At 58.1% G+C, this 25,851-nt stretch carries 22 protein-coding genes, 3 tRNA genes and 1 riboswitch; of the genes, 14 read left to right on the top strand and 11 right to left on the bottom strand.

Annotated elements, in window-relative coordinates; genetic code table 11:
- Nucleotides 1-8 precede the first annotated feature (8 nt).
- Both U5K31_00665 and U5K31_00660 read left to right on the top strand, forming a co-directional pair.
- Nucleotides 9-1,775, top strand: coding sequence for a hypothetical protein (locus U5K31_00665; GenBank protein ID MDZ7771252.1), 1,767 nt, complete (start codon nt 9-11; stop codon nt 1,773-1,775).
- Nucleotides 1,776-1,895: 120 nt separating this feature from the next.
- Complete coding sequence (locus U5K31_00660; GenBank protein ID MDZ7771251.1) at nt 1,896-2,726, top strand: lytic murein transglycosylase; 831 nt, start codon at nt 1,896-1,898, stop codon at nt 2,724-2,726.
- A 5-nt stretch (nt 2,727-2,731) separates the two neighbouring features.
- Here the strand turns inward: U5K31_00660 and U5K31_00655 are convergent, their stop codons facing one another.
- The 6 genes from U5K31_00655 to U5K31_00630 form a co-directional block, all read right to left on the bottom strand.
- Complete coding sequence (locus U5K31_00655; protein MDZ7771250.1) at nt 2,732-3,073, bottom strand: STAS domain-containing protein; 342 nt, start codon at nt 3,071-3,073, stop codon at nt 2,732-2,734.
- Between the two features lie 251 nt (nt 3,074-3,324).
- A complete protein-coding gene (locus tag U5K31_00650; protein ID MDZ7771249.1) occupies nt 3,325-4,176 on the bottom strand; it encodes an alpha/beta fold hydrolase in 852 nt (283 codons plus the stop codon).
- A 38-nt stretch (nt 4,177-4,214) separates the two neighbouring features.
- A tRNA-Ala gene (locus U5K31_00645) sits at nt 4,215-4,291 on the bottom strand.
- Between the two features lie 40 nt (nt 4,292-4,331).
- A complete protein-coding gene (locus U5K31_00640; GenBank protein MDZ7771248.1) occupies nt 4,332-5,264 on the bottom strand; it encodes a HipA domain-containing protein in 933 nt (310 codons plus the stop codon).
- A 17-nt stretch (nt 5,265-5,281) separates the two neighbouring features.
- Nucleotides 5,282-5,602 (bottom strand): HipA N-terminal domain-containing protein, encoded by a 321-nt coding sequence (locus U5K31_00635; GenBank protein MDZ7771247.1) that lies wholly within the window; start codon nt 5,600-5,602, stop codon nt 5,282-5,284.
- Complete coding sequence (locus tag U5K31_00630; protein MDZ7771246.1) at nt 5,599-5,823, bottom strand: helix-turn-helix transcriptional regulator; 225 nt, start codon at nt 5,821-5,823, stop codon at nt 5,599-5,601. Before U5K31_00630 ends, U5K31_00635 begins: the two co-directional genes overlap by 4 nt.
- Nucleotides 5,824-6,108: 285 nt before the next feature.
- Here U5K31_00630 and U5K31_00625 point away from each other — a divergent pair, with 285 nt between their 5' ends.
- The 5 genes from U5K31_00625 to U5K31_00605 all read left to right on the top strand — a co-directional run bounded on the left by U5K31_00625 (nt 6,109) and on the right by U5K31_00605 (nt 10,220).
- Nucleotides 6,109-8,706, top strand: a complete 2,598-nt coding sequence (locus U5K31_00625; protein ID MDZ7771245.1) for a M14 family zinc carboxypeptidase — start codon at nt 6,109-6,111, stop codon at nt 8,704-8,706.
- Between the two features lie 125 nt (nt 8,707-8,831).
- Entirely contained in the window at nt 8,832-9,086 is a 255-nt protein-coding gene (locus U5K31_00620; protein MDZ7771244.1) for a hypothetical protein, read from the top strand.
- 95 nt (nt 9,087-9,181) lie between these two features.
- The gene (locus U5K31_00615; protein MDZ7771243.1) at nt 9,182-9,421 is read left to right on the top strand and encodes a hypothetical protein; all 240 of its coding nucleotides are present in this window, start codon (nt 9,182-9,184) and stop codon (nt 9,419-9,421) included.
- Nucleotides 9,361-10,035 carry an alanine racemase gene (locus U5K31_00610; protein MDZ7771242.1) on the top strand — a complete coding sequence of 225 codons (675 nt, stop codon included), beginning with the start codon at nt 9,361-9,363 and terminating at the stop codon, nt 10,033-10,035. The genes U5K31_00615 and U5K31_00610 overlap by 61 nt, the downstream gene beginning before the upstream one ends.
- Complete coding sequence (locus U5K31_00605) at nt 10,032-10,220, top strand: hypothetical protein (protein ID MDZ7771241.1); 189 nt, start codon at nt 10,032-10,034, stop codon at nt 10,218-10,220. Before U5K31_00610 ends, U5K31_00605 begins: the two co-directional genes overlap by 4 nt.
- A gap of 123 nt (nt 10,221-10,343) precedes the next feature.
- On the opposite strand, the gene U5K31_00600 is transcribed toward U5K31_00605, so the two are convergent.
- The 5 genes from U5K31_00600 to U5K31_00580 form a co-directional block, all read right to left on the bottom strand.
- The gene (locus U5K31_00600) at nt 10,344-12,539 is read right to left on the bottom strand and encodes a TonB-dependent receptor (protein MDZ7771240.1); all 2,196 of its coding nucleotides are present in this window, start codon (nt 12,537-12,539) and stop codon (nt 10,344-10,346) included.
- A 121-nt stretch (nt 12,540-12,660) separates the two neighbouring features.
- Nucleotides 12,661-12,873, bottom strand: a riboswitch (cobalamin riboswitch).
- A 167-nt stretch (nt 12,874-13,040) separates the two neighbouring features.
- The gene (locus U5K31_00595; protein ID MDZ7771239.1) at nt 13,041-13,220 is read right to left on the bottom strand and encodes a hypothetical protein; all 180 of its coding nucleotides are present in this window, start codon (nt 13,218-13,220) and stop codon (nt 13,041-13,043) included.
- Between the two features lie 111 nt (nt 13,221-13,331).
- Entirely contained in the window at nt 13,332-13,697 is a 366-nt protein-coding gene (locus U5K31_00590) for a DUF6597 domain-containing transcriptional factor (protein ID MDZ7771238.1), read from the bottom strand.
- 48 nt (nt 13,698-13,745) lie between these two features.
- Entirely contained in the window at nt 13,746-14,966 is a 1,221-nt protein-coding gene (locus U5K31_00585) for a Fic family protein (protein MDZ7771237.1), read from the bottom strand.
- 293 nt (nt 14,967-15,259) lie between these two features.
- Nucleotides 15,260-15,332, bottom strand: a tRNA-Ile gene (locus U5K31_00580).
- A gap of 138 nt (nt 15,333-15,470) precedes the next feature.
- Between U5K31_00580 and U5K31_00575 the strand changes: the two genes are divergently transcribed.
- From U5K31_00575 to U5K31_00545, 7 genes are all read left to right on the top strand, one after another.
- Nucleotides 15,471-15,558, top strand: a tRNA-Leu gene (locus tag U5K31_00575).
- 224 nt (nt 15,559-15,782) lie between these two features.
- Complete coding sequence (locus U5K31_00570) at nt 15,783-16,943, top strand: hypothetical protein (GenBank protein ID MDZ7771236.1); 1,161 nt, start codon at nt 15,783-15,785, stop codon at nt 16,941-16,943.
- A gap of 34 nt (nt 16,944-16,977) precedes the next feature.
- A complete protein-coding gene (locus tag U5K31_00565; GenBank protein MDZ7771235.1) occupies nt 16,978-18,147 on the top strand; it encodes a DUF5050 domain-containing protein in 1,170 nt (389 codons plus the stop codon).
- Between the two features lie 247 nt (nt 18,148-18,394).
- On the top strand, nt 18,395-20,917 hold the full coding sequence (locus U5K31_00560) for a prolyl oligopeptidase family serine peptidase (protein MDZ7771234.1): 2,523 nt from the start codon (nt 18,395-18,397) through the stop codon (nt 20,915-20,917).
- A 227-nt stretch (nt 20,918-21,144) separates the two neighbouring features.
- Complete coding sequence (locus U5K31_00555) at nt 21,145-23,184, top strand: M1 family metallopeptidase (GenBank protein MDZ7771233.1); 2,040 nt, start codon at nt 21,145-21,147, stop codon at nt 23,182-23,184.
- 190 nt (nt 23,185-23,374) lie between these two features.
- Complete coding sequence (locus U5K31_00550; protein ID MDZ7771232.1) at nt 23,375-25,081, top strand: HAMP domain-containing sensor histidine kinase; 1,707 nt, start codon at nt 23,375-23,377, stop codon at nt 25,079-25,081.
- Nucleotides 25,071-25,775, top strand: coding sequence for a response regulator transcription factor (locus U5K31_00545; protein ID MDZ7771231.1), 705 nt, complete (start codon nt 25,071-25,073; stop codon nt 25,773-25,775). The genes U5K31_00550 and U5K31_00545 overlap by 11 nt, the downstream gene beginning before the upstream one ends.
- Nucleotides 25,776-25,851: the final 76 nt, after the last annotated feature.

Below are 25,851 nucleotides of genomic sequence, written 5' to 3'. Positions count from 1 at the left end.
CCGTGCCCATGGTCGGAAACCACAACATCGTCTTTTCCAACTGCAAGGGACGCTTCGGCACCTACAACAAGATTACCGGACAGGAGCAGAGCTACTGGGTGGGGGGACAGTACATGTACGGGCGCAACCCCGCCGACCTGGAGTACCGCTTTCAGCGGGTGGCCCCCATCGAGGTCTCCCCTCACGATCCCAACGAGGTCTTTCACGGCTCGCAGTACCTGCACCGCTCGGTGAACGGGGGACAGACCTGGGTGACCATCAGTCCCGACCTGACCGCCTTCAAGCCTGAGTTCCAGATGGCCTCCGGACGGCCCATCACGCGCGACATCACCGGCGAGGAACACTACAGCACCATCTACTCCATCGAGGTCTCCCCCCTGGAGCGCAGCGTCATCTGGACGGGCGCCAACGACGGACCCGTGCACGTGACACGCAGCCGGGGCGAGCAGTGGACCGACGTCACCCCCTCCGATATGCCGCCCAACGGGCGCGTGGACGCCATTCAGGCTTCCCACCACCAGGCGGGCACCGCCTACATTGCCATGCACCGGCGCCTGCTGGACGACTGGCATCCCTACATCTACAAAACCGAAGACTACGGCGAGAGCTGGGAGCTCCTGACCCCGGGCGACAACGGCCTGCCCGACGGCTATCCCACCCGCGTGGTGCGTGAGGACCCCCACCGCGAGGGTCTGCTCTATGCGGGCACCGACTGGGGACTCTTCGTCTCCTTCAACGGCGGATCGTCCTGGCAGCAGTTGAAGGCCGGTCTTCCCAACTCGCCCATCACCGATATCAAGGTGCACGAAAAGGACCTGGTGCTCTCCACCATGGGACGCGGGTTCTGGATTCTGGACAACCTGAGCGTCCTGCACCAGGCCAGCGCCCAGATCGCCGGAAGCGAACGTCACCTGTTCAAACCGCGCGAGGCCTACCGGATGCGCTATTGGGGCGGATTCGGAAACAACGTACCGCAGTACCGTCAGGCGGGTGCCATAATCGATTTTTACCTGTCAGAGGTGCCGGACGAGCCCCTTGCCCTGGAGATCTTTGACGAAGAGGACAACCTGGTGCGCCGTTTCGCGGCCACCTCCGAAGACTACAGCCTGCCAGCCGGACAGCAGGATCCCGCCAAACGCATGATGACGCCCGAGGGTCCCATGCCCTCCATTCCGGATACCTTTACGGTGGAGGCGGGTCACAACCGCTTCGTTTGGGACCTCCGCTACCCGGGCGACACCGTGCCCGCTGAGGAGGGCGGCGAATACTTCGGCGTGGGATCGGGTCCCATGGCCCTGCCGGGCAGCTACACTGTGCGCCTCTCCGGCCTGGGCTGGAGCCAGGAACAGCCCCTTCGGGTGCGCATCGACCCGCGGGTGGCCGCCGAAGGCGTAACCATGAATGATCTACGCGCCCAGCTGAAGCACAACATGGCCATGCGTGAGACCATCGGAATTGCCAACCGTATGGAGGATCAGATGGAGCGCATGCGCGATCGCATCGACAGCCTGCGCACCCAGGGCCTGATGACGGACGATGAGGCGGAACCGCTCATGGAGGAGTGGAACCGTATTTACAATGAGCTGGAAACCTCCGACGAGGGCAGCTACCCGCCGCCCATGCTCCTCGACCAGCTCGGGTATCTCTACGGCTTGACCAGCGGGGCAGACCAGCATCCCGGCAACCAGGCTCCCGAACGCCATCGCCAGCTGCGCAGCGAACTGGACAGCCTGCGCGGGGAATGGGAAGCGCTGCGCGAGAAGTTTCCCTATTGAGGGCCCCGGCAGACTGAGCCTCGCTTGCGGATATGGAAAAAATAGCTAGATTGGGAAGGAGGGCGCTTTAGCGCGCACCTCCCCTTCCCGATAACCATCCGTGGCCATACCGGCATCACCATGACCGATTTCAAGACCGCCATATACCATACATCCTTCAAGGCCATCTTCTGCACCCTGGCCCTCCTTCTGACGGCGGGCACGGTCACCGCCTCGGCTGCCTCCCCCGACACCCTCAGCGATCGCGAGAAGTACGGGGAGAAGCTCACCGAGCTGGTGCGCCATTTCCAGGCCGAAGGATATGAAATCGAGGGTCTGCTGGAAGATGAGCGCTTCGAGATCTACGAGCGCATCGACCGGCGTTTCACCGGTTCCGCCGAGCGCAAGTCGCCCGACCTGGACGAGTACAAGCAAATCCTGCAGTTTGACGACAAAGCCGAGCGCATCGCCCAATTCCATGACGAACACGTCGAGCCGCTGCACCAGGCCGAAGCGACCTACGGCATATCCCAATACGTAATCGCTGCCATCATCGGCATTGAGTCGGACTTCGGCACCAAGACGGGTCGCTACAATCCCTTTAACGCCTACGTCTCTATGTTTGTAGCGGACTACCGCGCTGAATTCGCCCTGGCCCAATTGGAAGAGCTGCTGGAATTCACCGGCCGCAGGGATCTCGACGTGATGGGCATGAAATCTAGCTACGCAGGTGCGGTAAGTCCCGCCCAGTTCATTCCCTATTCGCTGAACCGTTGGTTTGTAGGGGACGACCTGGAGGATATGGCCAACAGCATCCTATCGGTGGGCAAGTACCTGGCCTATTTCATGGAACGGACCGGCGACCTGCGCACTTCGGTCATCCGATACAATCCCAGCTCTCTCTATGCCGACACAGTGCTTGATCTGGCCCGCGAAGCAGAAGAGATCATTGAGTCGCGGCCGAGTCGCTGATAGGTCTATTCCTGGTAGGCTTCGGCAGCCGATTCAAGGTCGCGGTAATGATCAAACACCTTTATGAGCTGGGTGACCATCAACAGGCTCTCGATCTTATTGCTGGCGCCGCAGATCTTCAGGTCGCCCTCTGCGTTACGCATGGTGGTGAGCCCCCCGATAAGAATCCCCAGTCCCGAGGAGTTCATGAACTTCACGCTGCTCAGATCAACGATGACGTTCTTCTTGCCCTCCTCGATAAAACCGTGAAGCTCGTCCCGGAAGGTCTCCGCGTCAGGGCCGCCCATGACGTTACCTTTCAGCTTGATAACTACACAATTGTATTTCTCTTCAACGGAATAATTCATATCGGTCTTTATTGATTAGATATGGGCATAACAATAAATAATTCTCGCTATGGAAAAAAATTAAATTTTCCCTGCGTGCCGGTTCAGACAGAAAGGTTGAGAAGCGTTTCATGGCCGTTGGGATGAGGGTTTAGGTGTGGTCAGCGTAAGATTGCCGCATGCACCGGTAACGTACGAACGGCATCGGATGATTTGTGACCCTGCGGGAAAATTAACCGTATTTCTATTCCGGTGAGGTCCCTGTAAAAGTCTCAGCGAGCGAGCTCCGCCTCAAGCCATGCGGCCGTCTCCTCCCACAGGGCGCGGCACTTGTCCCTGAAGAAACCAAAATGCCCGATGCGGTTGAGTCCCAGATCCCCGGGCCGCACCTCCATCCGCTCGATGAGCGCAGCCGGATACTCCCTCAGCAGGGCCTCCACAGCCCGGGGAGGGGCGAAAAACGGGTCGTCCTTCATGGAAACCGAGAGGAGCGGCATCTCCAGGCGACGGTATAGGGAGGTATCCAGACCCGACCGGTCGTCAAAGAGGTAGCGCGGTCGCCTGCCCCAGGCGGCCCACTGCCGCGCCACCCCACCCGGCAGGTTGACCGAAGAGATGCCCATCAGGCGCGCCGGCAGGTAGTTGAAAAGCGGGGCCAGCACGCCGAGTGTCTGCCAGGTCCACCATACGCCCCATTTGTAGGGCCAGTCCCAGTGCTTCCAGTAGCCGCTCTGGGAGGCAACCAGGATCACGGCCTTCACCCTTTCAGCGTGCGGAGCCAGCCCGAGGATCTGCCCGCCGCAGCTGTGCCCCAGGTAGCACAAGGCCGCTCGGGGGCGGTGTTCCAGCATCCAGCCCAAAGCAGCCTGTAGATCGCGCGATCCCCAGTGCTCCATCCGCATGTCGGAACCGGCCACCTGGCCCTCCCGGGACTCGTGTATGCCCCGGTAGTCGAAGGTAAGCACCGCCCAGCCACGGGCCGCCAGGAAACGGGCAAGCTTGAAATAGAGATATCGCGGCACTCCCAGGGCGGAACCGATCACCAGGGAGCTGCGCGCCTCCTTGCGCGGCGGTTCGAAAAGCGTGGCCGCCAGCGGGTAGCCGTCGCTGCAGCGCAGCTGCACATCACACGGGTATGGAGAGAGGGCGGACATAAGAGGGGTGGTGGACCCGGGGGGACTCGAACCCCCGACCTCTGCAATGCGAATGCAGCGCTCTAGCCAGCTGAGCTACGGGCCCGTAAAACGTACATTCAAAGATATACAAAGTTCTCCAACATTTACACTGGCTGGGATTCAAACGCTCCATACCTCCTGTCCAACAACTCCCGGTACCTGCGCCTCACCTCCTCACTCAAAAACGAGTGATCGACCGATTTATTCAGCTCCTCCCGAAGTGAGATAAAGTGCTCAAAGGAATTTGATATCTGCTTCCGGTTCAAGCCGATCTGCAAGCCAAACAATTCAAAAGATGATCTGTTGAAATTGCTCTTCTTCCCCGACAGGCTCAGGGCCAGTTCTTCCGGGTCTTTTTCTTCCGGAATTACAAGCCATGTGGACAGAAGATCATACGCTGGTGCCAGTTTCCAACCCAGTTCCGGGTCCTTGAACAGCGAAAAATTCTTCAGATGCATGTCACTGTTTCCTGTCAGATATGAAAAAAGGACTACCTCGAAGTAACGCGTTAGGTCAAACATGGGATTGACAGAGTAGTTCTTAATAGCCCAAGCCACCTGTTCATGCGAGCCCTTGTATTTGTCTTCCGTCAACCGACCGCTGAGCTGACACATATCCTCCATGGCATACTTCTCCCCCTGCGCACCACGATCAATTCGTCTGGTGATGTACGCTCGTTCTCCGGAGGCCAGGCGAATCAACCCATGAGGCACGCATTCCAGCCCCACTAAAGCAGCCATTCTCATGGTGCAATGCTCGTTTTCTGGAAGTTCCGGCCAGGTTTGAGAAGGTGGTTTCAGGATATACCTGCCCCCCAGCCCAGTTATCGTGAGCTTATCCGCTTCCCCCGACTGGCGTTCCATCTCCATCGAAAGTTTGGCCTGTACTCCGGGGACCGTCACCTTCTGACGTACCGTTCTCTTCGCCAGTTCAGCTAACTCATCCAGGTTGTATTCCAAAACCGGAATCTCCTCGCTGCCGAAAAGGCGTACCAGACAATTCGAATGGTAATCCCCGCCTGACGTAACCTGTTCCATACAAATCAGACAATGACTCAAGATTCCCCCACGCTGACATTCCCGATAGTATCCCGGCAACTCACCAGCAGGAGCCCCATCCGATCCTTCGGATCCACTTTCCATGTCTCCTCCACAACGTTTAACACCCAGCCCTCCGGAATCAGCCCGTCAAAAAAGGAGAAAAGCACCTTGGATTCGAAAGGCTCCTGCTGTAGCGGGAGAGTGAGACTGACCGCCTCGGCGTCCTCCCTCTGCAGGTACTCCTCCCGATAGTGGAAGCGATATCCGCTGTCGGTTTCCTCCAGCGTTCCCGCAGGTATTTCATTAACAATAATAATTGCGCTTCTATATATCATAACTCACTGCGATCCTCGATCTTAATCGGTCCCATTTTATATCCGAAGAGCGCCAGAACCTGGTTGACCTTGTCTACCTGTACGCTCTCCTTGCCCTGCTCCAGGTCACGTACAAACCGGAGTCCCACACCGGCCCTTCGGGCCAGTTCCTTTTGCGTAAGTCCCAACTGCTTCCGGCGGGACTTTACAAACGAAATCAATTCATGTGTGGCCTCCTGCATAACTATACCTTTACGGGTATAAATATGGTTTAATTTTATTAATTATACCTCTTCGGGTATAGAAAAGCAATATAAGTATATATTATACCCGTAATGGTATAAATATACGGCGCCCAAGGGGCTTTGCCAACCGATTCATCGCTCACGAATAGTGGTTGAATCCCAATTATAAGATGATAACTTACCTCTGCGGTTTTGGGGGGAGCATCCGCGAGCGGGAAGATCGGCATTGAGGCACCGCTCGGTGCGCCCCCCTACGACCGTCCCTCAAATCCACAGCACCAAGTGAAATTCCTCGCCATGATCACCATTGAGAAATCCCTGACCATTCCTGCCTTACTCCTCACACTGCTGCTCGCCCTGCCCGGCATCGGCAACGCCCAGCAGGACTACTACTTCGATGAGGAGACCTCCTTCGACCCGGATATCCCCTCTCCCCAGGAGTTCCTGGGCTACGAAATCGGCAGCCACTTCACCCGCTACGACCGCATTGTGGCCTACCTTGAGCGGCTGGCGGAGCTGTCGGACAAAGCCACCATAGAAGAGATCGGCCGAACCTACGAGTACCGTCCCCAGGTCAAGCTCACCATAACCTCCCCCGAAAATCACGCCCGCATGGATCAGATCCGGGCGCAGCGCGGACAAGTAACCGACCTCTCGGCACCCGGACCCGATCCCGCCTCCGAGCCTGCCGTGGTGGCCCTCGACTACGGGGTGCACGGCGATGAAACCTCCAGCGCCGAGGCCTCCATGCTGACAGCCTACTACCTGGTGGCCGAACAGGGCGCCGAGACGCGGCGCTTCCTGGAGGAGACGGTCGTCCATATCGACCCCTCCCTCAACCCTGACGGAAGGGACCGCGCCGCCAGCTGGCACAACATGTACAAATCCTTCCCGCCGGTGGCCGACCCTGCCGACCGCGAGCACGAGCAGGCCTGGCCCGGGGGACGCACCAACCACTTCTGGCACGACCTGAACCGCGACTGGTTTGCCCTCACCCAGCGGGAGAGCCGCAACCGTATGGACTTCTACCACCAGTGGTATCCCCACCTTCAGATCGACTTCCACGAGATGGGCACGGGAAGCTCCTACTTCCTGGAGCCCACCAAGCCGGTGCGCACCTGGAATCCCGTGCTGCCGGATTACCACTACGAAGTGATGAACCCGCTCATCGCCCAATACCAGACCGACGCCCTGGACGGGCTGGGAGCGCTCTACTGGACCAAGGAGGTCTACGACAATATCGCCCCCATTTACGGGGCCACCTACCCCGACATGTGGGGCGGTGTGGGCAGCACCTTCGAGGTAGGCAGCTCGCGGGGACTGGTGCAGGAGAGCGACGGAGGGAAGGTAACCTTCCGCTCCACCATTCGCCGCCACCTGGCCACCGGCATCGCCACCGTGCGCGCCGCCGTGGAGGAGAAGCAGCGGCTCTTTGAATACCAGCGAGGCTTCTTTGAAGGGGCCCTCGAGCAGGCCGCCGACCAGCCGGTACGAGCATATGTCTTCGGCGACTCCGCCGACCGTACCCTCACCTCCAATTTCCTGGAGCTGGTACTGGACCATCGCCTGGAGGTTTATGAACTGGGACAGGACGTAGAGCTCGACGGACGCACCTTTCAAAGCGGAAGCTCCTACGTGATCCCCACTGAACAGGTGGGCTACCGCACCCTGCACGACATTTTTGAATCCAACACCTCCTTCCCAGACAGCGTCTTCTACGACATCACAGCCTGGTCGCTGGTGCAGGGCTACGGCATTCCCTACGGTGAGATGACCTCCGGCAACCCGTCCGCCCTTCAGGGTGAGCGCGTCACCGACGTGCCCTCCTACAGCGGACAGGTGCACGGCGGGGTCTCGGACTACGCCTACCTTATGAGCTGGGACGACTACAACGCCCCGGCCGCACTCTACCAGCTGCAGGACCGCGGCGTGCGGACCCGCGCGGCTTTCCAGCCCTTTACCGCCGCCACCTCCGGCGGCGATCGCTCCTTCGGCTACGGTAGCATCGTCATCCCGGTGCGGGGCCAGGAACTGAATCCCCAAGCCCTGCACGACACCCTGGCCTCGGTAGCCGAAAGCTACGGGGTGGACCTGCACGCTACGGGCACCGGCATGACGCCGGGCGGGGTGGACCTGGGCAGCCGCAACATCGAACCGCTGGACAAGCCTGAAGCCGCCATGATTGTCGGCGAGGGCGTAAGCTCCTACGGAGCCGGCGAGGTGCAGTTCATGCTGAACATGCACCTGGGCATGGGCGTCACCCGCCTTGCCAAGTCCGAGCTGGGCGGGGAATCACTGCAACGCTACAACACCCTTATCATGGTGGACGGCTACTACGGCGACCTTGAACAGGGCACCGTGGAGGAGATCCGCCGATGGGTGCGGGACGGTGGGCTTCTGATCGCTGACGAAGGCGGCGCCGCGTGGGCCATTCGGGAAGGACTGGCGGGCGAGGACCTGATCATGAGCTACCAGGACACCACCTCCGGGCAGCCGCGCTACAACTACGAGGAGTCCTCCGACCGCTACCTGGCCAATACCGTGCCGGGCGTTATCCTGGAGGCTGATATCGACCCCACGCACCCGGTGGCCTTCGGCGCATCGGACCGCCGGCAGCTCTTCATGAAAGACGGGGGCTTCATGCTCCGTCCCAGCAGCAATCCCTACGCAACCGTGGCCCGGTACGTGGAGGAACCCCTGGTCGGCGGACATGTCAACGAGGAGAACCTCGGGCGCATCGCAGGCACCGCCGCGGTCGTGACCGGGGGCACGGGCTCGGGCGACGTGGTGCTCTTCGCCCAGAACCCCACTTTCAGAAGCTACTGGCACACCACCAAGCGCCTCTTCCTGAACGCCCTGCTCTTCGGGCGTAACATGTAACCGTGCGGCCCCCAGGCTTGCCCCGCGGGGCCCTCCAACTGCAAATCCGACGCAGGTCCACCAGTTCATGGACTGACTCAACCAGGCCAACCTTCAGCTGTAAGGCAAGGTAGAGGCATGGGCGCATGAAAGAGCTTTTTTGCCATTACGGGGAAGTTGATTTCTACGTGGGCTACCCGCCGGCATCCTCTACCAATCGCAAAGCGGCAATTCTGCTCGCCCATGGGGCTGCGCGATATCCTCATACGCCTTCCCGCCGCCAAGCGGCCGCCCTGCCCGAGAGTAGCGGCGCGGCGAATATCCTTCTCACCTTCCCGCAGTTCACCACCCGTATCTACGCCTGCCACTACAATGATTCTATGGTGCAGGATCCCAGATAGGTGGCCTTCGGGAACTCATGGTGTCTGGAGACGCTCACTCCAGTTGGGCACCTCACCTGGAGCGACTGAAAACCAACGTCCTATCCCACACCGTCATGCCTCGACACTCCTCATATATCAAGCTGAGCCAGTCGGCTTTACTAAACAACCTGGATTTCATTCGCCGGAAGATCGGCAGCCGCCCGGTAATCTCCTCCGTGGTCAAGGCCAACGCCTTCGGGCATGGCATCTCCGACTTCGTGCCCATGGCCGAAGCCTGTGGCATCCCACTTCGGTGGCCTCACGGCCAGCAGGCGAAGATGATCGAGGCGAGACCACCGAAGCCGATATCATGATCATGGGCATCCTGTATCCCGAAGACCTGCCGTGGGTCATCGAGGAGGGCATCGAATTTTTCGTGTACGACTATCCCCGCCTGGAGCGCTCAGCCGAAGTGGCTGGGATGACGGGGCGCAAGGCCCGCATACATCTGGAACTGGAAACCGGCGGCCACCGCACTGGGCTGGAGCCGGACGAGCTGAACCGCACCATTGACTTCCTGGCGGAGCACCGTGACCGGGTGAATCTCGGCGCGCCGCACCCACTAAGCGGCATCGATCCCTTGCCGCCAGTTCCGCATCAGCACGCCAGGAGGAGACTCGAAAACCTGAGCGAGCGCATCCTGGAGGCGGGCCTCAAGCCCCGGTACTTTCACACCGCCTGTTCGGCCGCCGCGCTGGCCTTTCCTCATACGGTACGTGACCTGGTGCCATCGGTGCGCCCAGTACGGGGGGCGCTGGCCGGGAGGAGCGTCCCAACAAGGCGGTGGAGGAGATCCTGCCTGAAGAAGGCTACCCCGAAGAGGTCACCCTTGCCGTCAAGTCGCACGCACCCGAACGCACCGGCCGAGAGCCGCAAACGGAGATCGAACGCTACCTTTTCGCCTGCGACGAACTCTCCGGCTTTATGAACGCCGTATCCCTGGTGCGCCCCAACGGCTTCGCCGACATGAAGGTAAAATCGGTCACCAAGAAGCTGAAGGACAAGAGCTTCGCCGCGGACGTGCCGCGGGAGCACATCCAAAGGGGAGCGGAGCTGATCGGCACCGAACTGCGGGACCATATCACCTTCCTCATAGGGGTATTTCGCAGGTAACACCTGCTGCATTCAGCGGGCTTTACTAGGACCCTTGAGGGTACAGTTCGACAAACCACGCAACTTACCACCGCTCCAGTTCAGCAGAAGCTGTTCTTTCATGGCATTTCCACAGGATCCAGCCTACAGCGTGAGGGTGGCTTTCAGAAAGAATCCGCGCCCACGGGTGTTGTAGCCCAGGATCTCCTCGTAGCTGCTGTCAAGCAGATTTTCCACCCGCGCTCCCAGCCAAAGTCGGTGGCTTACCTCGTAGCCGGCGCGCAGGTCGGCCAGCAGGTATCCATCTACCGCAGTGCGGTCCTGGGCTCCGAAGGGACCCAGGTCGCCGCTGTAGTAAACGTCCTGCCGCTTGTCGGTGTAGCTGGCGGAAATCCCCAGCGACCAGTCGGATGAGGGACGCCAGTCCGCCGACAGGTTGGCCGTGAACCGGGGGCGGCGGGTAAGACCTTCAACATGCTCCTCCCCCTCCAGGAAGACCCCGCTTTCGTAAATCTGCACGTGAAGGTCCCCGGTATAGGAGCGGTCGATGTCCGAGGAATCCAGCATGAGCTCCGAATGGATATAGCTGAAACTGCCGCTCAGAGCCAGCTGCGGGGTGGCCTGCATCCGGCCGCTCACCTCCACCCCTGTCATCCGCTGCTCCGAGATGTTGATGTAGGTATCTCCGCGGTAATCCAGAAAACTCAGTCCGGAAACAGGAGTCTTGCCCTTCCACAGGTAAACGTACTGGATGTCGTTGCTCACAGCGGTACGGAAAAAAGAGAGTTCCAGGCGCGTGCTTTCGCCCAGGTCCCGACGCAATCCCAGCTCCCAGGATACCGACTCCTCGGGCTCCAGGCCGGGATTGCCCCGGTCGGTGTGATAGCCGGGCGTGAAGGCCGGGCTGTACAGCTGGTAGAGAGAGGGGGCGTTAAAGCCTGTGGTGAGTGCCGCGTAGCCCAGGGTGTGCTCGCCCAGTCGCAAACGCGGATTCACCTCGTAGGTGATATGGGTTCCGAAACGGTCGTGTCCGGCCACCCTCGCACCCAGCACGAGCGAAACAGCCTCGGCTTGCTCAGCCAACAGCGATCCGTCCAGGTCAGCGTGCAAAAAGGCGCTGTTGACCGCCGACTCCAGGTCGAGGGAGTCAAGATTGGTGCGCGACTCGAAGTTGAAGGCGCTGCTGAAGGTGTAGCTTCGGTTGTTCATGGTCTCACGGCTGCGCTCCAGTCCGGCGGTGAGCCGCAGGCCGTCGGCCAGCCAGGTGGCCGTAAGATCATTCTCCCACAGGGTGCCGTCGCCGTGGCTCTCGGTGTAGGTCCCGTCGTAGGCACCCATGGGATCCACCAGCGAGGAGTCGTTCACGAATCCCCGGTCGACATCGGACCAGGCGCCCTCCAGGGAGAGGGAAAGCCTGTCCGACAGTTCACCGGTTACCCCGTAGCGCACCAGGTTCCGCCTGAAGGTGGACTCGGCGTTGCCGTCATCGGCGTAGGCACCCTGGTCCGCTTCCACGGTTTGGTCGGAGCGCCGGTAGGAGGCATGCACATCCAGCCTGTCGCCCCGGTAGCCTGTTCGCGCGTAGAAATCCAGTTTTTCAAAACCATCGCGGTCCTGCGGATTGAAGCCGGAGGCAGCGGTGTCAATGGTGGCGTCCATCCCGTTGGACCAGTCGTAGGTGAGTCCCCCGCCCGCATAAAAGCCGCCTCCCAGGTCGCCCTGCAGATCCAGGCTGTTGGAGGTGGAAAACATGCCCTCCTGCAGCGCGCCGGTACGGGACTCGGCCGTCACCCGGGTGTGCTCTTCGGCGCCACGGCCGGTGATGATATTGATGACGCCCCCGATGGCAGAAGAGCCATAAAGCGTGCTGTGCGATCCACGAACGATCTCGATGCGCTCCACGCCTGCCAGCGAGAGCTCGGAGAGGTCCACGCTGTTGGAATTCGTGGATGGATCGCTGATGCGTACTCCGTCGATCATAACCAGGGTGTTGTTTCCGTCGTTGTGGCGGAGAAACACGTTCTGCAGGGAACCGGGCGTCTGATTGTCGCCGGTCACGTGCAGGCCGGCCTGCCGGTCCAGCAGCTCGCCCACGTTGTGCGCCAGCGAGATACGGATCTGCCGGCGGTCGATGACGGTGACGTTGCGGCCTACCGAGGCGGCGTCGCTCTCAAAGCGGTCGGCGCTCACAATAAGCTGGCCCAGACTTCGCACGTCAAGGGTATCGGTTTCGGATGCCTGTCCAGACTGCGCACCGTCCTGGGCGACGGATTTCGGAGGCAGGCAGAGAAGGGTCGCAAGGGCCAGGAGCCCCGCGAGCAGGATTTTCTGAGATGTCATGATTGAGGGTACTTAGGTTACAAATGATGACGTAAACGCATCATTCGCACCTTTGGGAACCACTGGGAAGGGATAAATACAATAGGAGCCTGTATTTATTCTTCGCTTTTCTCCCGAAAGCTACGAATGCGGATGCAGTGGCAGGTCTTCTGGCTTGCTCCGCTTTCGACGACCTTCCCGTCCCGTCCGTCCCGATTGGCTTCGGGGCGATGCGAGACAGTGGCAAAGTGAAATCGAAAGCTCGTGGAGCTTACAGCATCGGGGAATGCTCCGGATTTTCACCGGATTCCCTTTTAATCTTCCTGTATCGCAGACCTGTCATCCTCGCTCGGAGAATAACGGCCCGTGAACAGGACGTAACCAATGCACGTGCGAATATATATGGTCTTCGTATGGGATCAAAATATCAGCTCTTCGGTATTGGAGACAATGGCTTCAGGCTTCGGCAAACACCTCATAGACATCCTCCCTCTCCCTCCCGGCTGATCCGGTATTCCAGTTTCATAAAAAGCGGTTGCCCAGCACCTTCTCCCACTGCATGCGAAAGGAGGAGTCGTTGCCCATAAGATGGCCTTCACACTCCCACCTGCCCATTATCTCATCCCGGAAATCCGCCACCTGAGCGGAGGCGGGTACGATGGAAAACGCCATGGCGATCAGGAGAACGGCGGACAGGATCACGGATCGTGACGTGATTCTTGGTTCCCTCCCTTTCCCGGTTTCCATCAGTCCGGTTAAAGCCTGCTCAACGGTACCGGCCCGCTCCTCCGGCGATCGGTCCTCCCGGATCCGTTACGCCAAGTCTCCAAACCGGTCGCCGAAGGCCTGGGACAAGGGCACCACCCGGTCGGTGTATAGGCTCATATCCAGGGCCGTGAGTTGAACCACGGCAGCAGGCATCAATTTGATGCCGATCATTTTCGATCTGCCGGTGTTTTCCAGAAAGAAATGTCCCGTGATCTGGCCGGCGAACAGCGACGGTTCCTGAATTTCCCACTCCTCGCCGAGCCGGATACGGTAAGGATCTCCGTAATGAAAGATGATTTCCGGAAACCCGTCGGGATCCATGTAATATAGCCTGGCTGAAGGGTCCCCAAGCGGCAAATCCCTTGCGATCGGGTTCCTCCGCATGCCGCCAATACCGGTTACTCGTTTCATGTGCCGTGAGTTGTAGGTTTGAGTTCAGTACAAGACCATACGACCGTTCTATATTCTGCCTTCGGGATATAGGTCCGGGAAGTAATACCCAACCACTTTCGGAGGTATATTGAATCTGACCGGGCTTCTATGGCTTTCAGATGTAACGAGTTCTTCGTCTTCCAGGGCGCTCAACACCCTACGAGCTGAACGTTCGGAAAGCCCCGTCACCCTTTTGGCATCAGCCCGGGAAATTTCACCACGAAGCATCACTTCAATCAAGATATGCTTTGACTCCTCTTTTAACTCTATTTCACCGGTTAACATGCCCTGAGATCTCAAATCTACATATCCTTGAATACGCTGTGCAAGGTTGTCCAGGTCAAGAAGTTCACTCATAAATTCAATCTGGTCCAAGCAGGTTTCCAGAAAGTGGAAACAAAACTCGCCCAGTGTCTTTGTCGAAAGATTTCCTCTGCCGTCATAATCGCCTTTACGATGGCCGTCGGCATGGGCCAGCATACTTTTATAGGCTTCGCTTTCTCTGGCGAGTCCACGCGAAACAGTCCATAAGCCATGAGAGTCGATCTGTGCCTTCTTCATGCATGCATGGGTGAACAGCCGTGCAACCCTGCCATTTCCATCGACAAATGGGTGAATCCATGTCAGCCGGTGATGGCTTGAAGCTACAGCAACCAACTTTTTCGTCCCATGCAGGTTATCAGGGTTGAATTTCTCATTGAATCTCTCCATGAAAGAGTTTAATGCTTCGAAATGCGGTGGAAAATGATTGCCAACTTCGACCAACCGGTCTCTCAGCTTTCCCGGCTCCATCAGGAATTCCTCACCGGTAGATGGATCCTTTATCCGCCTGAAATCATCAGGAACCAGTTCATAAAAACATTTATGAATCCAGCATAGAAATTCCGGAGAAGAAATCTCAATATTCGGTTCTTCCCTTAATCGTTTTTCGGTTTTTTTCTGGACCTCAATATGGGCCAAATTTAATTGTTGAAGCGCCCGCTTCTTGGGATCCTCATCATATTCCCTCCGGGCGGCACGTTCGATATCAGCCGGATGGGTGTGGTGTCCCTCGATCAGGTTTGAGTAGTAACTGTTAATATGCCTCAGTAAGTCGGCTATGCGATGGCGGGTGATTTTATGAAGCGCTCCGCCCAAAGCAGCCGCTTTACGATGAACATCCATCGCAAGGTCTATCAATTCCTCATTTTGGGAAGGGAACAAGGGTTCCATCTCACGAGGGTGCGAATAAAAGTCTGAAGCTTTCATATTTGTCCGGTCTTTTGGCCGGATAAGTGTCCGGTTTATATAATTCTATAAATATTTGTTATTATTTTACTTATATAAGTTTAAATATTTCATATCCTCCATTATATGGCCGGTTTTATGGCCTGTTATTTGAATGGTTAATATAGAACAATTTACGACGGCTGTACAGTCATAGTAATACAAACATACGTCCGCCTGCGCCTGGAACATGGTTGCCGGTATATTGGTGGGGGATAGCGTGTCAGCGACAACTACCTCACTCGCCGACGTATTGAACGGATGGGAAGGAAAAGTGGGCCCGGCAGGATTTGAACCTGCGACCAATCGATTATGAGTCGACTGCTCTAACCACTGAGCTACGGGCCCGTTAAACGAATGGGTCTCGCCTGGGAAGCCCGGTAAAAGTAACGGTTTCTCCCCCCTCAAACAAGACAGAGAAGGCCATTCCTGTTGTAGTTGAGGGGGCATAAGTGTTATATTGCGCGCGCTCCAGCCCCAATCCATGCCGGCGTGGCGGAATTGGTAGACGCGTTGGACTTAAAATCCAATTCGGGGTGAACCCCGAGTGTCGGTTCGAGTCCGACCGCCGGTACTTCCCATCTTTCAAATTCCCCCACATAGGTACTGTCTTGCTCCTTTAGGCTGCACCCGCCCTGCCATCAATATTATAACTATTTGACTTATACCTAAATATGTGTTTTACATTAAGTGATTTACGATGATTCAGGAGAAGACCAATATTTTGAGCGCCTCATGGATGCAAATACGCACTATATTACAAAATCCTTTGTCCGGAAAACTGGACAACTGACCGTCTTGGTACTCGTCACTCTTTCATTTCTCTCTTGCGGGGACGGCATCTTCGGCAGTACCGATGAAGATACGGATGAAGAGGCCACAACCGGAACCATTGCCATTCAAACCTCCACCAGTGGTAACGATAAGGACTCTGATGGCTATTCCTTCACGGTGGAAGAAACCGGCAAGGACGTCGGAGTCAACGAAACCATCTATTTTACCGGCCTCTCCCAAGGCAACCACCAACTGACGCTGGAAACCGAGAGCGTGGCTGTCAACTGCGATACCGGCGGAGAGGCCAGCCGGGAGGTAGCTGTTTTTACGGGCGATACCACCGCGGTTAGCTACAATGTAATGTGTAAGACGGCAGCCTTCGGCAAGATTCTCTTGCACGGCGCTCTGAACGGCGATTCCGAGATATATATGATGAATGCCGATGGATCCGGACAGGAAAAGCTGACCGACAACAGTTCAGGCGATCAAAACGGAGTGATTTCGAACGACGGCACCCGCATCGTGTTTTTCAGCTACCGCGGGGGAGGAGGCACCGAATTGTATGTAATGAATGCCGATGGATCGGAGGTACAGCGCCTTACTGAAAGCGGTCCAAGCGGCTATTGGATAGACTGGTCTCCCGACGACACCAAGCTGGTATTCGGTACCCGTTCCGGGAACAACCAGATATACACCATCAACAAGGACGGCAGCAATCTGCAACAGCTCACCAGCGAACCGGGCAACGACATCTTCCCAAGCTGGTCTTCCGACGACCGAATTGCTTTTTCTAGCGATCGCAACGCCTCCAGATCCGAACTTGACCTCTACACCATGGAGGCCGACGGAAGCGACGTACAACGTCTCACCACCCAGGGAGGCAGCATCCCTGACTGGTCCCCCGACGGCAGCCAGCTGGTATTCCAGTCGGAGCGCAGCGGCAACTCCGAGCTCTATATCATCAACAGCGACGGATCCGGCCTGAGACAGCTGACCAACAACCCGGGCTTCGACTGCTGCGCCAACTGGTCCCCCGACGGCAGCAAAATTGCCTTTGTTACGGACCGCGACGGCAACGATGAAATCTATGTTGTCAACGCCGACGGTTCAGGCTCGCCGGTCAACTTGACAGCCAGCCCTGGAAACGAAAGCTTCCCTAACTGGAGCCCCGAGAAACAACAATGAATAATTCTTTAAACCAACAAAACCGACCTGCACGATGAAACATGCGCCTCCAATTCTGGCAATACTCATTGCAACACTCACCTTCTACGGATGTGGCGACAACGTATCCGGCGGCGATAACGGCGACAGCGAGCAGGAAACCGGAACGATCGCGGTTCAGACTTCAACCAGCGGGGAGGACCCGGACCCTGATGGGTATACCTTCGAGGTGGAGGGAACGACCAAGGACGCTGGAACCGACGATACCATCTACTTTACCGGTCTGTCCGAAGGCAACCACATGGTGAGCCTTGACAACTCCAGCGTGGAATACAACTGCGAGCCGGGTGGCTCCTCCTCCAGGGACGTAAGCGTTTTTGCAGGAGACACCACCACCTCGCAGTTCAACATCGGCTGCGCCCCGGTGGCCAACAACCAGATTGCCTTCAGCAGCGACCGTGACGGCGACCATGAAATCTACCTTATGAACGGCAACGGCTCCAATCCGACCCAGTTGACCGATAACACCAGCGCCGAAGCCATTCCCGTCATTTCAAACGACGGCACGAGGATCGCCTTCAGCAGCGACCGAAACGGCGATGCCGACCTCTACGTCATGAATGTGGACGGCAGCGATGTCACGCAACTTACACAAACATCGGCCGCCACCCTGTACTACGCCTGGTCTCCTGAAGACGACAAGATTGCATTCAGCGAATCAGACGGAGCGAACCAACAAATCTGGACCATAGAGCCCGACGGAAGCAACCGGGAACAGTTGACCAGCACCGGAAACAGCGGCAACACCGCGCCCAGTTGGTCGCCCGACGGCACCATTGCCTTCCTGAGTAACCGCAACGGAGACGACAGGATCTTTACCATGGATTCCGACGGAAGCAACGTTCAGCAAATCACGTCCCAGCAGGGAACCTTTCTCTCCTGGTCGCCCGACGGTGACAAGATCGCCTTCCAGTCCGACCGCGACGGGGACGATGATATTTACACCATGAACCCTGACGGCACCGGGGTTCGCAAAGTCACCCAAAACACTACGAGTGAAGGCTTCCCGACCTGGTCGCCGAATGGCGATCAAATCGCCTTCTCCTCCGACAAATCGGGCAACGACGACATTCACAAAATCAATGCCGACGGAAGCGGTACCGTTATCAACCTAACAGCCCACCCCGACACCGACTACATCCCATTCTGGAGTCCTGTCGAATAAGAGGGGGGTATTCGACTGTCTCAACTATCCGATCCATCTGATGCCGGGCGGCAGTGATGCTGTCGTCGGGCATCGCCATATAAATGAGTGATGGTACTGGCCACCACCTGATGCCCCGGCGATAAAAAACGTAAAATCCGCCCTCCCGCCTTTCATTTGAGCCAGATCTTTGAATCTTATAGGAATGCGTAATGTCCTCTCCATGGGACCGGCGCGCATGCATAACCTGGAACCAAGGACCTATTCTATGCTTAGAAAATCGACTTCCGCATTTCTCACGTTCATTCTTCTTCTGGTGGGTGCCACCGGGCTTTCAGCCCAGGATGTCCCCGACCTGAGGGAACAGTACCTGACCCCGCCGGAGGAGATCTCCGAGGAGGTCCTGGCCCCGCGGCACCTGAACGTTACGCTATACAACCTGGCGCCCGGTGCCGAATATTTCCTGAACGTGCAGGAGTCCGGCATGACGCCCCTGTCGAAGTTTGCCAAGCCCTACTACAACCTGGGGGGACTGCAGATCGACCCGCGCGCCAATCGTGAGCGCGACATGACTACCGAGCCCTCCGGTGAACTGCAGCTCATTGGCTCGCGTAGCGGTGAAACCAGCGACATCGATACGCCTGAGGGCGCCATCGTTACCGACGCCAGCTGGTCGCCCGACGGCTCCAAGGTTGCCTACTTTGCCCATACAGCTGACGAGACCCATGTGTATGTAGCCGAGACGTCCAACGGCAATTCACGGCAGATTACCCGCCGGCCCGTACTGGCCACGATGAGTTCCGACCTGGAATGGTCGGGCGACAGCCGCTACCTGTTTACCGTGCTGGTGCCTGAAGACCGCGGCATGGAGCCGCAACGCCCCGCCACGCCAGCAAATCTTAAAGTACGCATGACCAGCAACGAGGAGAATCGCCTGCGCACCTACCAGGACCTGCTGGAGGATCCCTTCGAAATGAAGCTGCTGGAATACCACACCACCGGACAGCTGGTACGCCTGGATACGCAGAACCGCAACGTGCGAAACATCGGCGAACCGGCCATGATTCAGGGCATCGATCCTGACCCCACCGGACAGTATCTGATGGTGGAGACCATGGAGAAGCCCTTCTCCTACATCGTGCCCTACTACAACTTTCCCAACCGGGAGGAGATATGGGACCTTGACGGAAACACACTGGCCGAGATCGCCCACAGTTCGCTCGACACCAGCGTGCCCGGCGAGGAAGAGGACGAGGACTACGACCGCCGCAACATTCAGTGGCGTCCCGACGGGGAGGGTCTGAGCTTCCTGCAGGCTTCCGACGCCGGCGAGGAGGAGGAAGACGAAGACCAGGAACAGGCCGAAGATGAGGAATCCGACGAGGAGGCCACCGACCGCGTCATGCTCTGGACCGCACCCTTCGGTGAAGACGACATGCAGATTGTCTACGAAACCGAAAACGAAATGGACGGCGTGGACTACAGCCAGGAGGCCGATATCCTCTTTATCAGCGAAGAGAGCGGGGGCGAAGAAAAACTCTATGCGGTCTTCATGGACAGTCCCGACCAGACCCACACCATCTACAGTTTCGACGAAGACGATTTCTACGCCGATCCGGGCAACCTGATGAACAAGCCCGGCGAGATGGGCGGTTCCGTGGTGCGCATGACGCCCGACGGCAACAGCGTCTACCTGTCCGGCACACAGTACCATGAGGACTACAACGAAAACGCCCCACAGCCCTTCATCGACCGTGTGGACATCCGCAGCGGCGAGAAGGAGCGTATTTTCATGAGTGCCTCGGACGTGGATGAGGATCCCACAGCCATGCTCGACGACGCCGGAACCGAGCTCATCGTCCAGCGGCAGTCGCCCGACATGCATCCCGACTCCTGGCTCTATAACACGGAGACGGAGCAGATGACCAACCTCACGAACAACACTGACTACAACACGGCCATTACCAATGCCCAGCGGCACCGTTTCAAAGTGAAACGTGCCGACGGCTTCGAGTTCTGGATAACGGTTACCATGCCGGCCGACTGGAATGGGGAACCGCTGCCGGGCATCATCTGGCACTACCCGTCGGAGTACGACGACCAGGAAGAATACGACGAAGACCAGCGCGACTACAACAAGAACGACTTCCCGGGCGTCTACAATCGCTCCATGGAGATTTTAACCAAGCGCGGTTATGCCGTCATTGACGCCGACTGGCCCATCGCGGCCGAGAGGGGCGGCCCGAACGACGGCTTTGTCTGGAGCATCCAGCAAAACAGCCTTGCTGTGATCGACTCCGCGGACGCCCGAGGATATATCGACCGTACGCGCATGGCCATTGGGGGACACTCCTACGGGGCCTTCGGTACCGCCAACGCCATGATCAACACCTCCCTGTTCAAGGCGGGGATCGCAGGCGACGGCAACTACAACCGTACCCTCACCCCCATGGGCTTCCAGCGCGAACCCAACGACCTGTGGCGGGGACTGGACCGCTACCTCGACATGTCGCCCATATTCCGGGCCGATCAGCTGGACGGCGCCCTGCTTATGTACCACGGGGAGATGGACCAGAACGTAGGTACCTGGCCCATCCACTCAAAGCGGATGTTCCACGCTCTTAACGGTATCGGCAAGACGGCCGCAATGTATATGTATCCACACGAGGCTCATGGCCCCGGAGCGCGGGAAACCATACTGGATCTGTGGACGCGCTGGGTGAATTGGATGGACCACTACGTAAAGAACGCAGGCGAACCTGTGCCCGAGGCCCAGCTGGGTGACGGCTGAAATCCTGGTCATCGCCAAGAAGTGCCTGAATCGGCCTATCCGAAATGTCGGATAGGCCGATTTTTCATTCAGGACCTGCTTCTCGAACCAAGCGGAACTGTGAAATAGGACTACCGGCAGGAGCGGCTGTTGCAATAGGCGTGCAAGTCCGTATTTTCCGTTTGTTGCGAACCCAGGACCTGCACGCAAGGTGTCCGGGAAGACTTCACACCTATTACCCATTCGCCATGAATCGCTTAATCGCGCCTGTATTCCACGCCCTTCTGATACTTGCTCTAATCGGCGGTTGCGCCACCCAGCATGCCGGGCAAAGCAATGTTGAAGATGCCGACAGCCTGCGAACCGATACGGCCGTATATCCTCCCGACCGCCCGGTTCCAAACCCCATCAACGGCGAGGTGCCTCCAGCCTTCCACCGTGCGGTGGAGCAGGGCACGCGCACCCATTCAGGCGAGCCCGGCCCGCGCTACTGGTCGCAGCGCTCCGACTATGAAATCGATGTACAACTGCATCCCGGCTCACGCACCCTAGCCGGCACCACCACCATCACCTACCACAACAACTCCCCCGACACCCTGGGCGTACTCGCCCTGGAGCTGGCACAGAACGTGCACGCAGAGGGGGTAATACGCAACGAATCGGCCGAGGTGACCGGCGGGATGACCATCGACTCGGTGAGCGTGGAGGGGCAGGCCGCCGACCGGAACGGACTGTACTACCAGGCCCTGCGTAACGGGGAGTCGGTCTACTCCATCGACGGCACGCTGATGACCCTGCGACCCCGTTCACCCGTACTGCCAGGCACCACCGTGGAGATGCACCTCACCTGGCGCATGGAGATTCCGCAGTCCGGAGCCGGGGGACGAATGGGCTTCAGCCAGGACAACCTGTTCTTCCTGGCCTACTGGTATCCCAAAATGCGTGTTTACGATGACGTAATCGGCTGGTTCACCGATCCCTTCCGCATCAACGCCGAATTCTACCACGACTTCGGGAGCTACCGGGTAAACATCACCGCGCCTCCCCAGTGGATCGTGGCGGCCACGGGCACCCTGGCCAACCCGCGCCAGGTGCTGCAGCCCCGCATCCACAGCCGCCTTCAGCGGGCCCATAGCAGCGACTCGGTCATGGAGGTGGTAGGCCGCGAGGATTTTGGCAACGTGACGGTGACGCCCGCCGACAGCGCAGTGACCTGGACCTTCCACGCCGACAGCGTGCGCGACTTCGCCTTCAGCGCCACGCGTGATTCGCGCTGGGACGCTACACGGGCGCCATTGGGCGATCGCGACGGAGATGGGCAAACCGACTACACCGCCATCAACACCTTCTACCGCAGCTCTGCCCCCCTCTGGGAAAACAGCGCACGCTTCTCGCGTCACAGCATCGACTACCTCTCCCGCTTCACCGGCCTCCCCTACCCCTGGGAACACATGACCGCCGTGGAGGGTGGGGGCATCATCGGGGGCGGTATGGAGTTTCCCATGATGACCGTCATCGGCTCCTACAACGGACAACCCGCCTCCTCCCTCTACGCCGTCATCGCCCACGAGGTGGCCCACATGTGGGTACCCATGACCGTAAGCACCAACGAGCGGCGCTACAGCTGGCTGGACGAGGGAACCACCACCTTCAACGAGGACAACGCCAAGACGGAGTACTACCCCGACACTGACTGGAAGCTGGGTACCTACCACAGCTACCTGACCATTGCGGGGACAGGCGACGAGGGACCCATCATGCGATGGTCTGACTTCCACTACCTGGGGGCGGCCTATGGGGTGGCCTCCTATCCCAAGCCTGCCAGTATGCTCTTCACCCTCCGCAACATGCTTGGCGAGGAGACCTTCAACGAAGCCTACCGCACCTTTCTGCAGCGCTGGAAGTACAAACACCCCTACCCGTGGGACCTCTTCAATACCTTTGAGGATGTGACCGGGCGGGACCTGGACTGGTTCTGGCGCAGCTGGTTCTACGAGACCTGGGTGCTCGACCAGGCCGTGAGCGCCGTCTCGACGTTGGAGGACGGCACAACAGGCATCACCATCGAGGACCACGGCCGGGTTCCCATGCCCGCCACCGTGAGGATCACCTTCGCCGGCGGCGCCACCGAGACGCACGCCATTCCCGTGGAGCACTGGCTGGAGGACAACGTACGCTACCGCTTCACGGTAACCCGCAACCGCGAGGTGGTCTCTGTAGAAATTGACCCTGAACGGCTCTACCCCGACGCCAACCGGGCCAACAACCGCTGGGAGCGTGCTCAGTAAGAGGCAGGGGAGCTCGAGGGCACACAAAACGTAGACGCGCTCCACACGGGCAGCGGGCATTTAAAGCTTGTATTTTTTATAAAATATCGTAAAAGGACCTATCTTTGGCCCTGCGCGTCCGTCTAGAATTAGTACCTTGAATGATATGCCGTACAAACCGCACCAGCGGTCCCGTAAATCCGTTTAATTTATGAAATCGAAATTCTTTTCCACCCGCTGGATTCTCCTGGCGGCCGGTATCATAGCGATCATCGGCCTGACGGGGATGAATGTCTACTCGCTGATGCAGCTCAAGGAGAGTACGCTGGAATTCAACCGTGAGTCTAAAGAGCTGCAGATCCTGGAGTTCGCCGACCGGGTGCGTTACCGGCTTTTCCTGGAACCCTTCGAGGGCATGAACCGTGTCGACATGGAACAGGTGGAGGACCAGTTCCGCCAAAATCGCCGCTTCCCCGATGACGTGAACGAAATTATGCAGGAGGTGGACGAAGAGGCGATCTACAACGGCATCTATTTCATGCCCGGAAACGGTATTCCCTGTTCGGAGACAGGAGGGACCATCCTGCGTTACCGGGCGGACAGCAACAGCTTTGAAAGTGTAGGGCAGGTCCCTGAGTCCGTATGCGACGGACTCAGCTTCGCCCGGAACAACATGAATTCGGTGATATCGGATTTCTCCAGCACCAGGAACTACATCTTTGACACCCACCGCAGCCTGAACCTGGCGCTCTTCAACGTAAACGAGCGCAACGTCTTCGGCTATTTACACTTCCCCATCAACCGTACAGTGCTGGTCCAGAAAGAACTTCCACACTCCATCCGGCGCCACTTGGGGGACGGCGACGAGGGTATGAACGTCTGGATCCGCGACTGGACCCGCAACGAGATCATCGCCTCCAACACCAGTGAAGAATACCGCAGGGACAAAATTGACATCTGGCAATCCTTCCCCGAGACCTTTGACGGGTGGGCGCTGGAGGTGCAGGTTACCAACGACGCCGCCACAGCGGCCGCCAACTCCTCCTTTATCAAGAACCTGGTGGTGCTCGGGGTAGCGGTACTGCTATTGCTGGGCGCCCTGGTCTTCATGTTCTATACCGCCCAGCGCGAGCGCTCCCTGGCCCAGCGGCAGGCGGGATTCCTGGCCAACGTCACCCACGAGCTGAAGACCCCGCTGGCTGTGATGCAGGCGGCCGGGGAAAATCTGGCCGACGGTCGCGTAGACGACCAGAATAGGCTGAAATCCTATGGCAACCACATCTACAGCGAGGCCATTCGCCTACGCAAGATGATTGAAAAGCTGCTGGACGTGGCCAAGGCCGACGCGGGACAGGCCCTCATCGAGCCCAAACCGGTTTATCTGAACGACGTGCTCGAGCGCTACCTCAAGGAAAACGAGGCCTACATTACCGGCAAAGGTTTCCAGCTGACCACCGACATCGACGCCCAGGTGCCCATGTGCATGATCGACACCGACAGCTTTGAAACCATCGTTGGGAATCTCCTCGAGAACGCACTCAAATACAGCAACGACGAAAAAGAGCTTCACATCTCTTTACATCACCGCGATAAAAATCTTATTATGAAGGTGCAGGACAGCGGAGTAGGCATTCCCAAATCGGCCCAGAAGCACGTATTCGACAAGTTCTACCGGGTCGAAGATGCCATGACCGCCCAGACCAAGGGACACGGCCTTGGTCTCTCCATCGTGAAGAACCTGGTGGAGCTGAACGGCGGCGACATCTCCGTGAAAAGTCAGCAGGCCACGGGATCCACCTTTACGGTGCGATTCCCGGTACTGGTAAATCCCGAACAACAACTGGACGAATACAGGGACGGCACCCCCGAATACACGCCCTCCCAAATAAGCCAGGAAAAACCAAAATATGCCGAATAAGTCCAAAAAGATCCTGATCGTCGAAGACGAGCCCAGCCTGGTCTTCACACTGCAGGACACTCTGGAAAACGAGGGCTACCAGGTATTCGTATCGGAAGAGGGGGACAAGTCGATCGAAATCGTCAAAAGGGAGAATCCCGACCTGATGGTGCTCGACCTCATGCTGCCCGGTATGAGTGGATACGACATCTGCAAGAAGGTGCGCGAGTTGAACTACACCTTCCCCATCATCATGCTCACCGCGCGCGACCAGGAGATTGACAAGGTGACCGGGTTGAACATCGGGGCCGATGACTATATGACCAAGCCCTTCGGCGTAAAGGAGCTGCTGGCGCGCATCCAGGCGCGTCTGAGGCGCTCCGAGAAGTACGCAAAGGTGAAACCTGTCAACGAGGTGGATCTGGATCCCATCCATGTGGATCTGAAGAACGCCGTGGCCTCCCATCCTGACAACGGTGAGACGGAGCTGACCACCCGCGAGGTGGAGCTGATCCGCTACCTGGTCTCCCACGCCAACGAGCCGGTTTCACGCGATGCCCTGCTGGAGAATGTCTGGCGCTACGAGTACAGCACCAACACGCGCACCGTGGACGTTCACATCTCCAAGCTCAGGTCCAAGATCGAAGTGCAGCCGGACGACCCGAAGTACCTGGTGACGTTGCATGGGGTGGGGTATATGCTGAAGATGAGTTAGGTTCGGTCCAGGTATCGTCCCATTTGGGCTTGTGGATTTTTTCTTCCACTTCCACTCCCACTCCCTCTTCCCTGCC

The sequence above is a fragment of the Balneolaceae bacterium genome (genome assembly GCA_034521445.1).
Classification (GTDB): domain Bacteria; phylum Bacteroidota; class Rhodothermia; order Balneolales; family Balneolaceae; genus JAXHMM01.
Note: the sequence above shows the minus strand (reverse complement) of the source record. Positions and strands in the feature narration are given on the sequence as shown.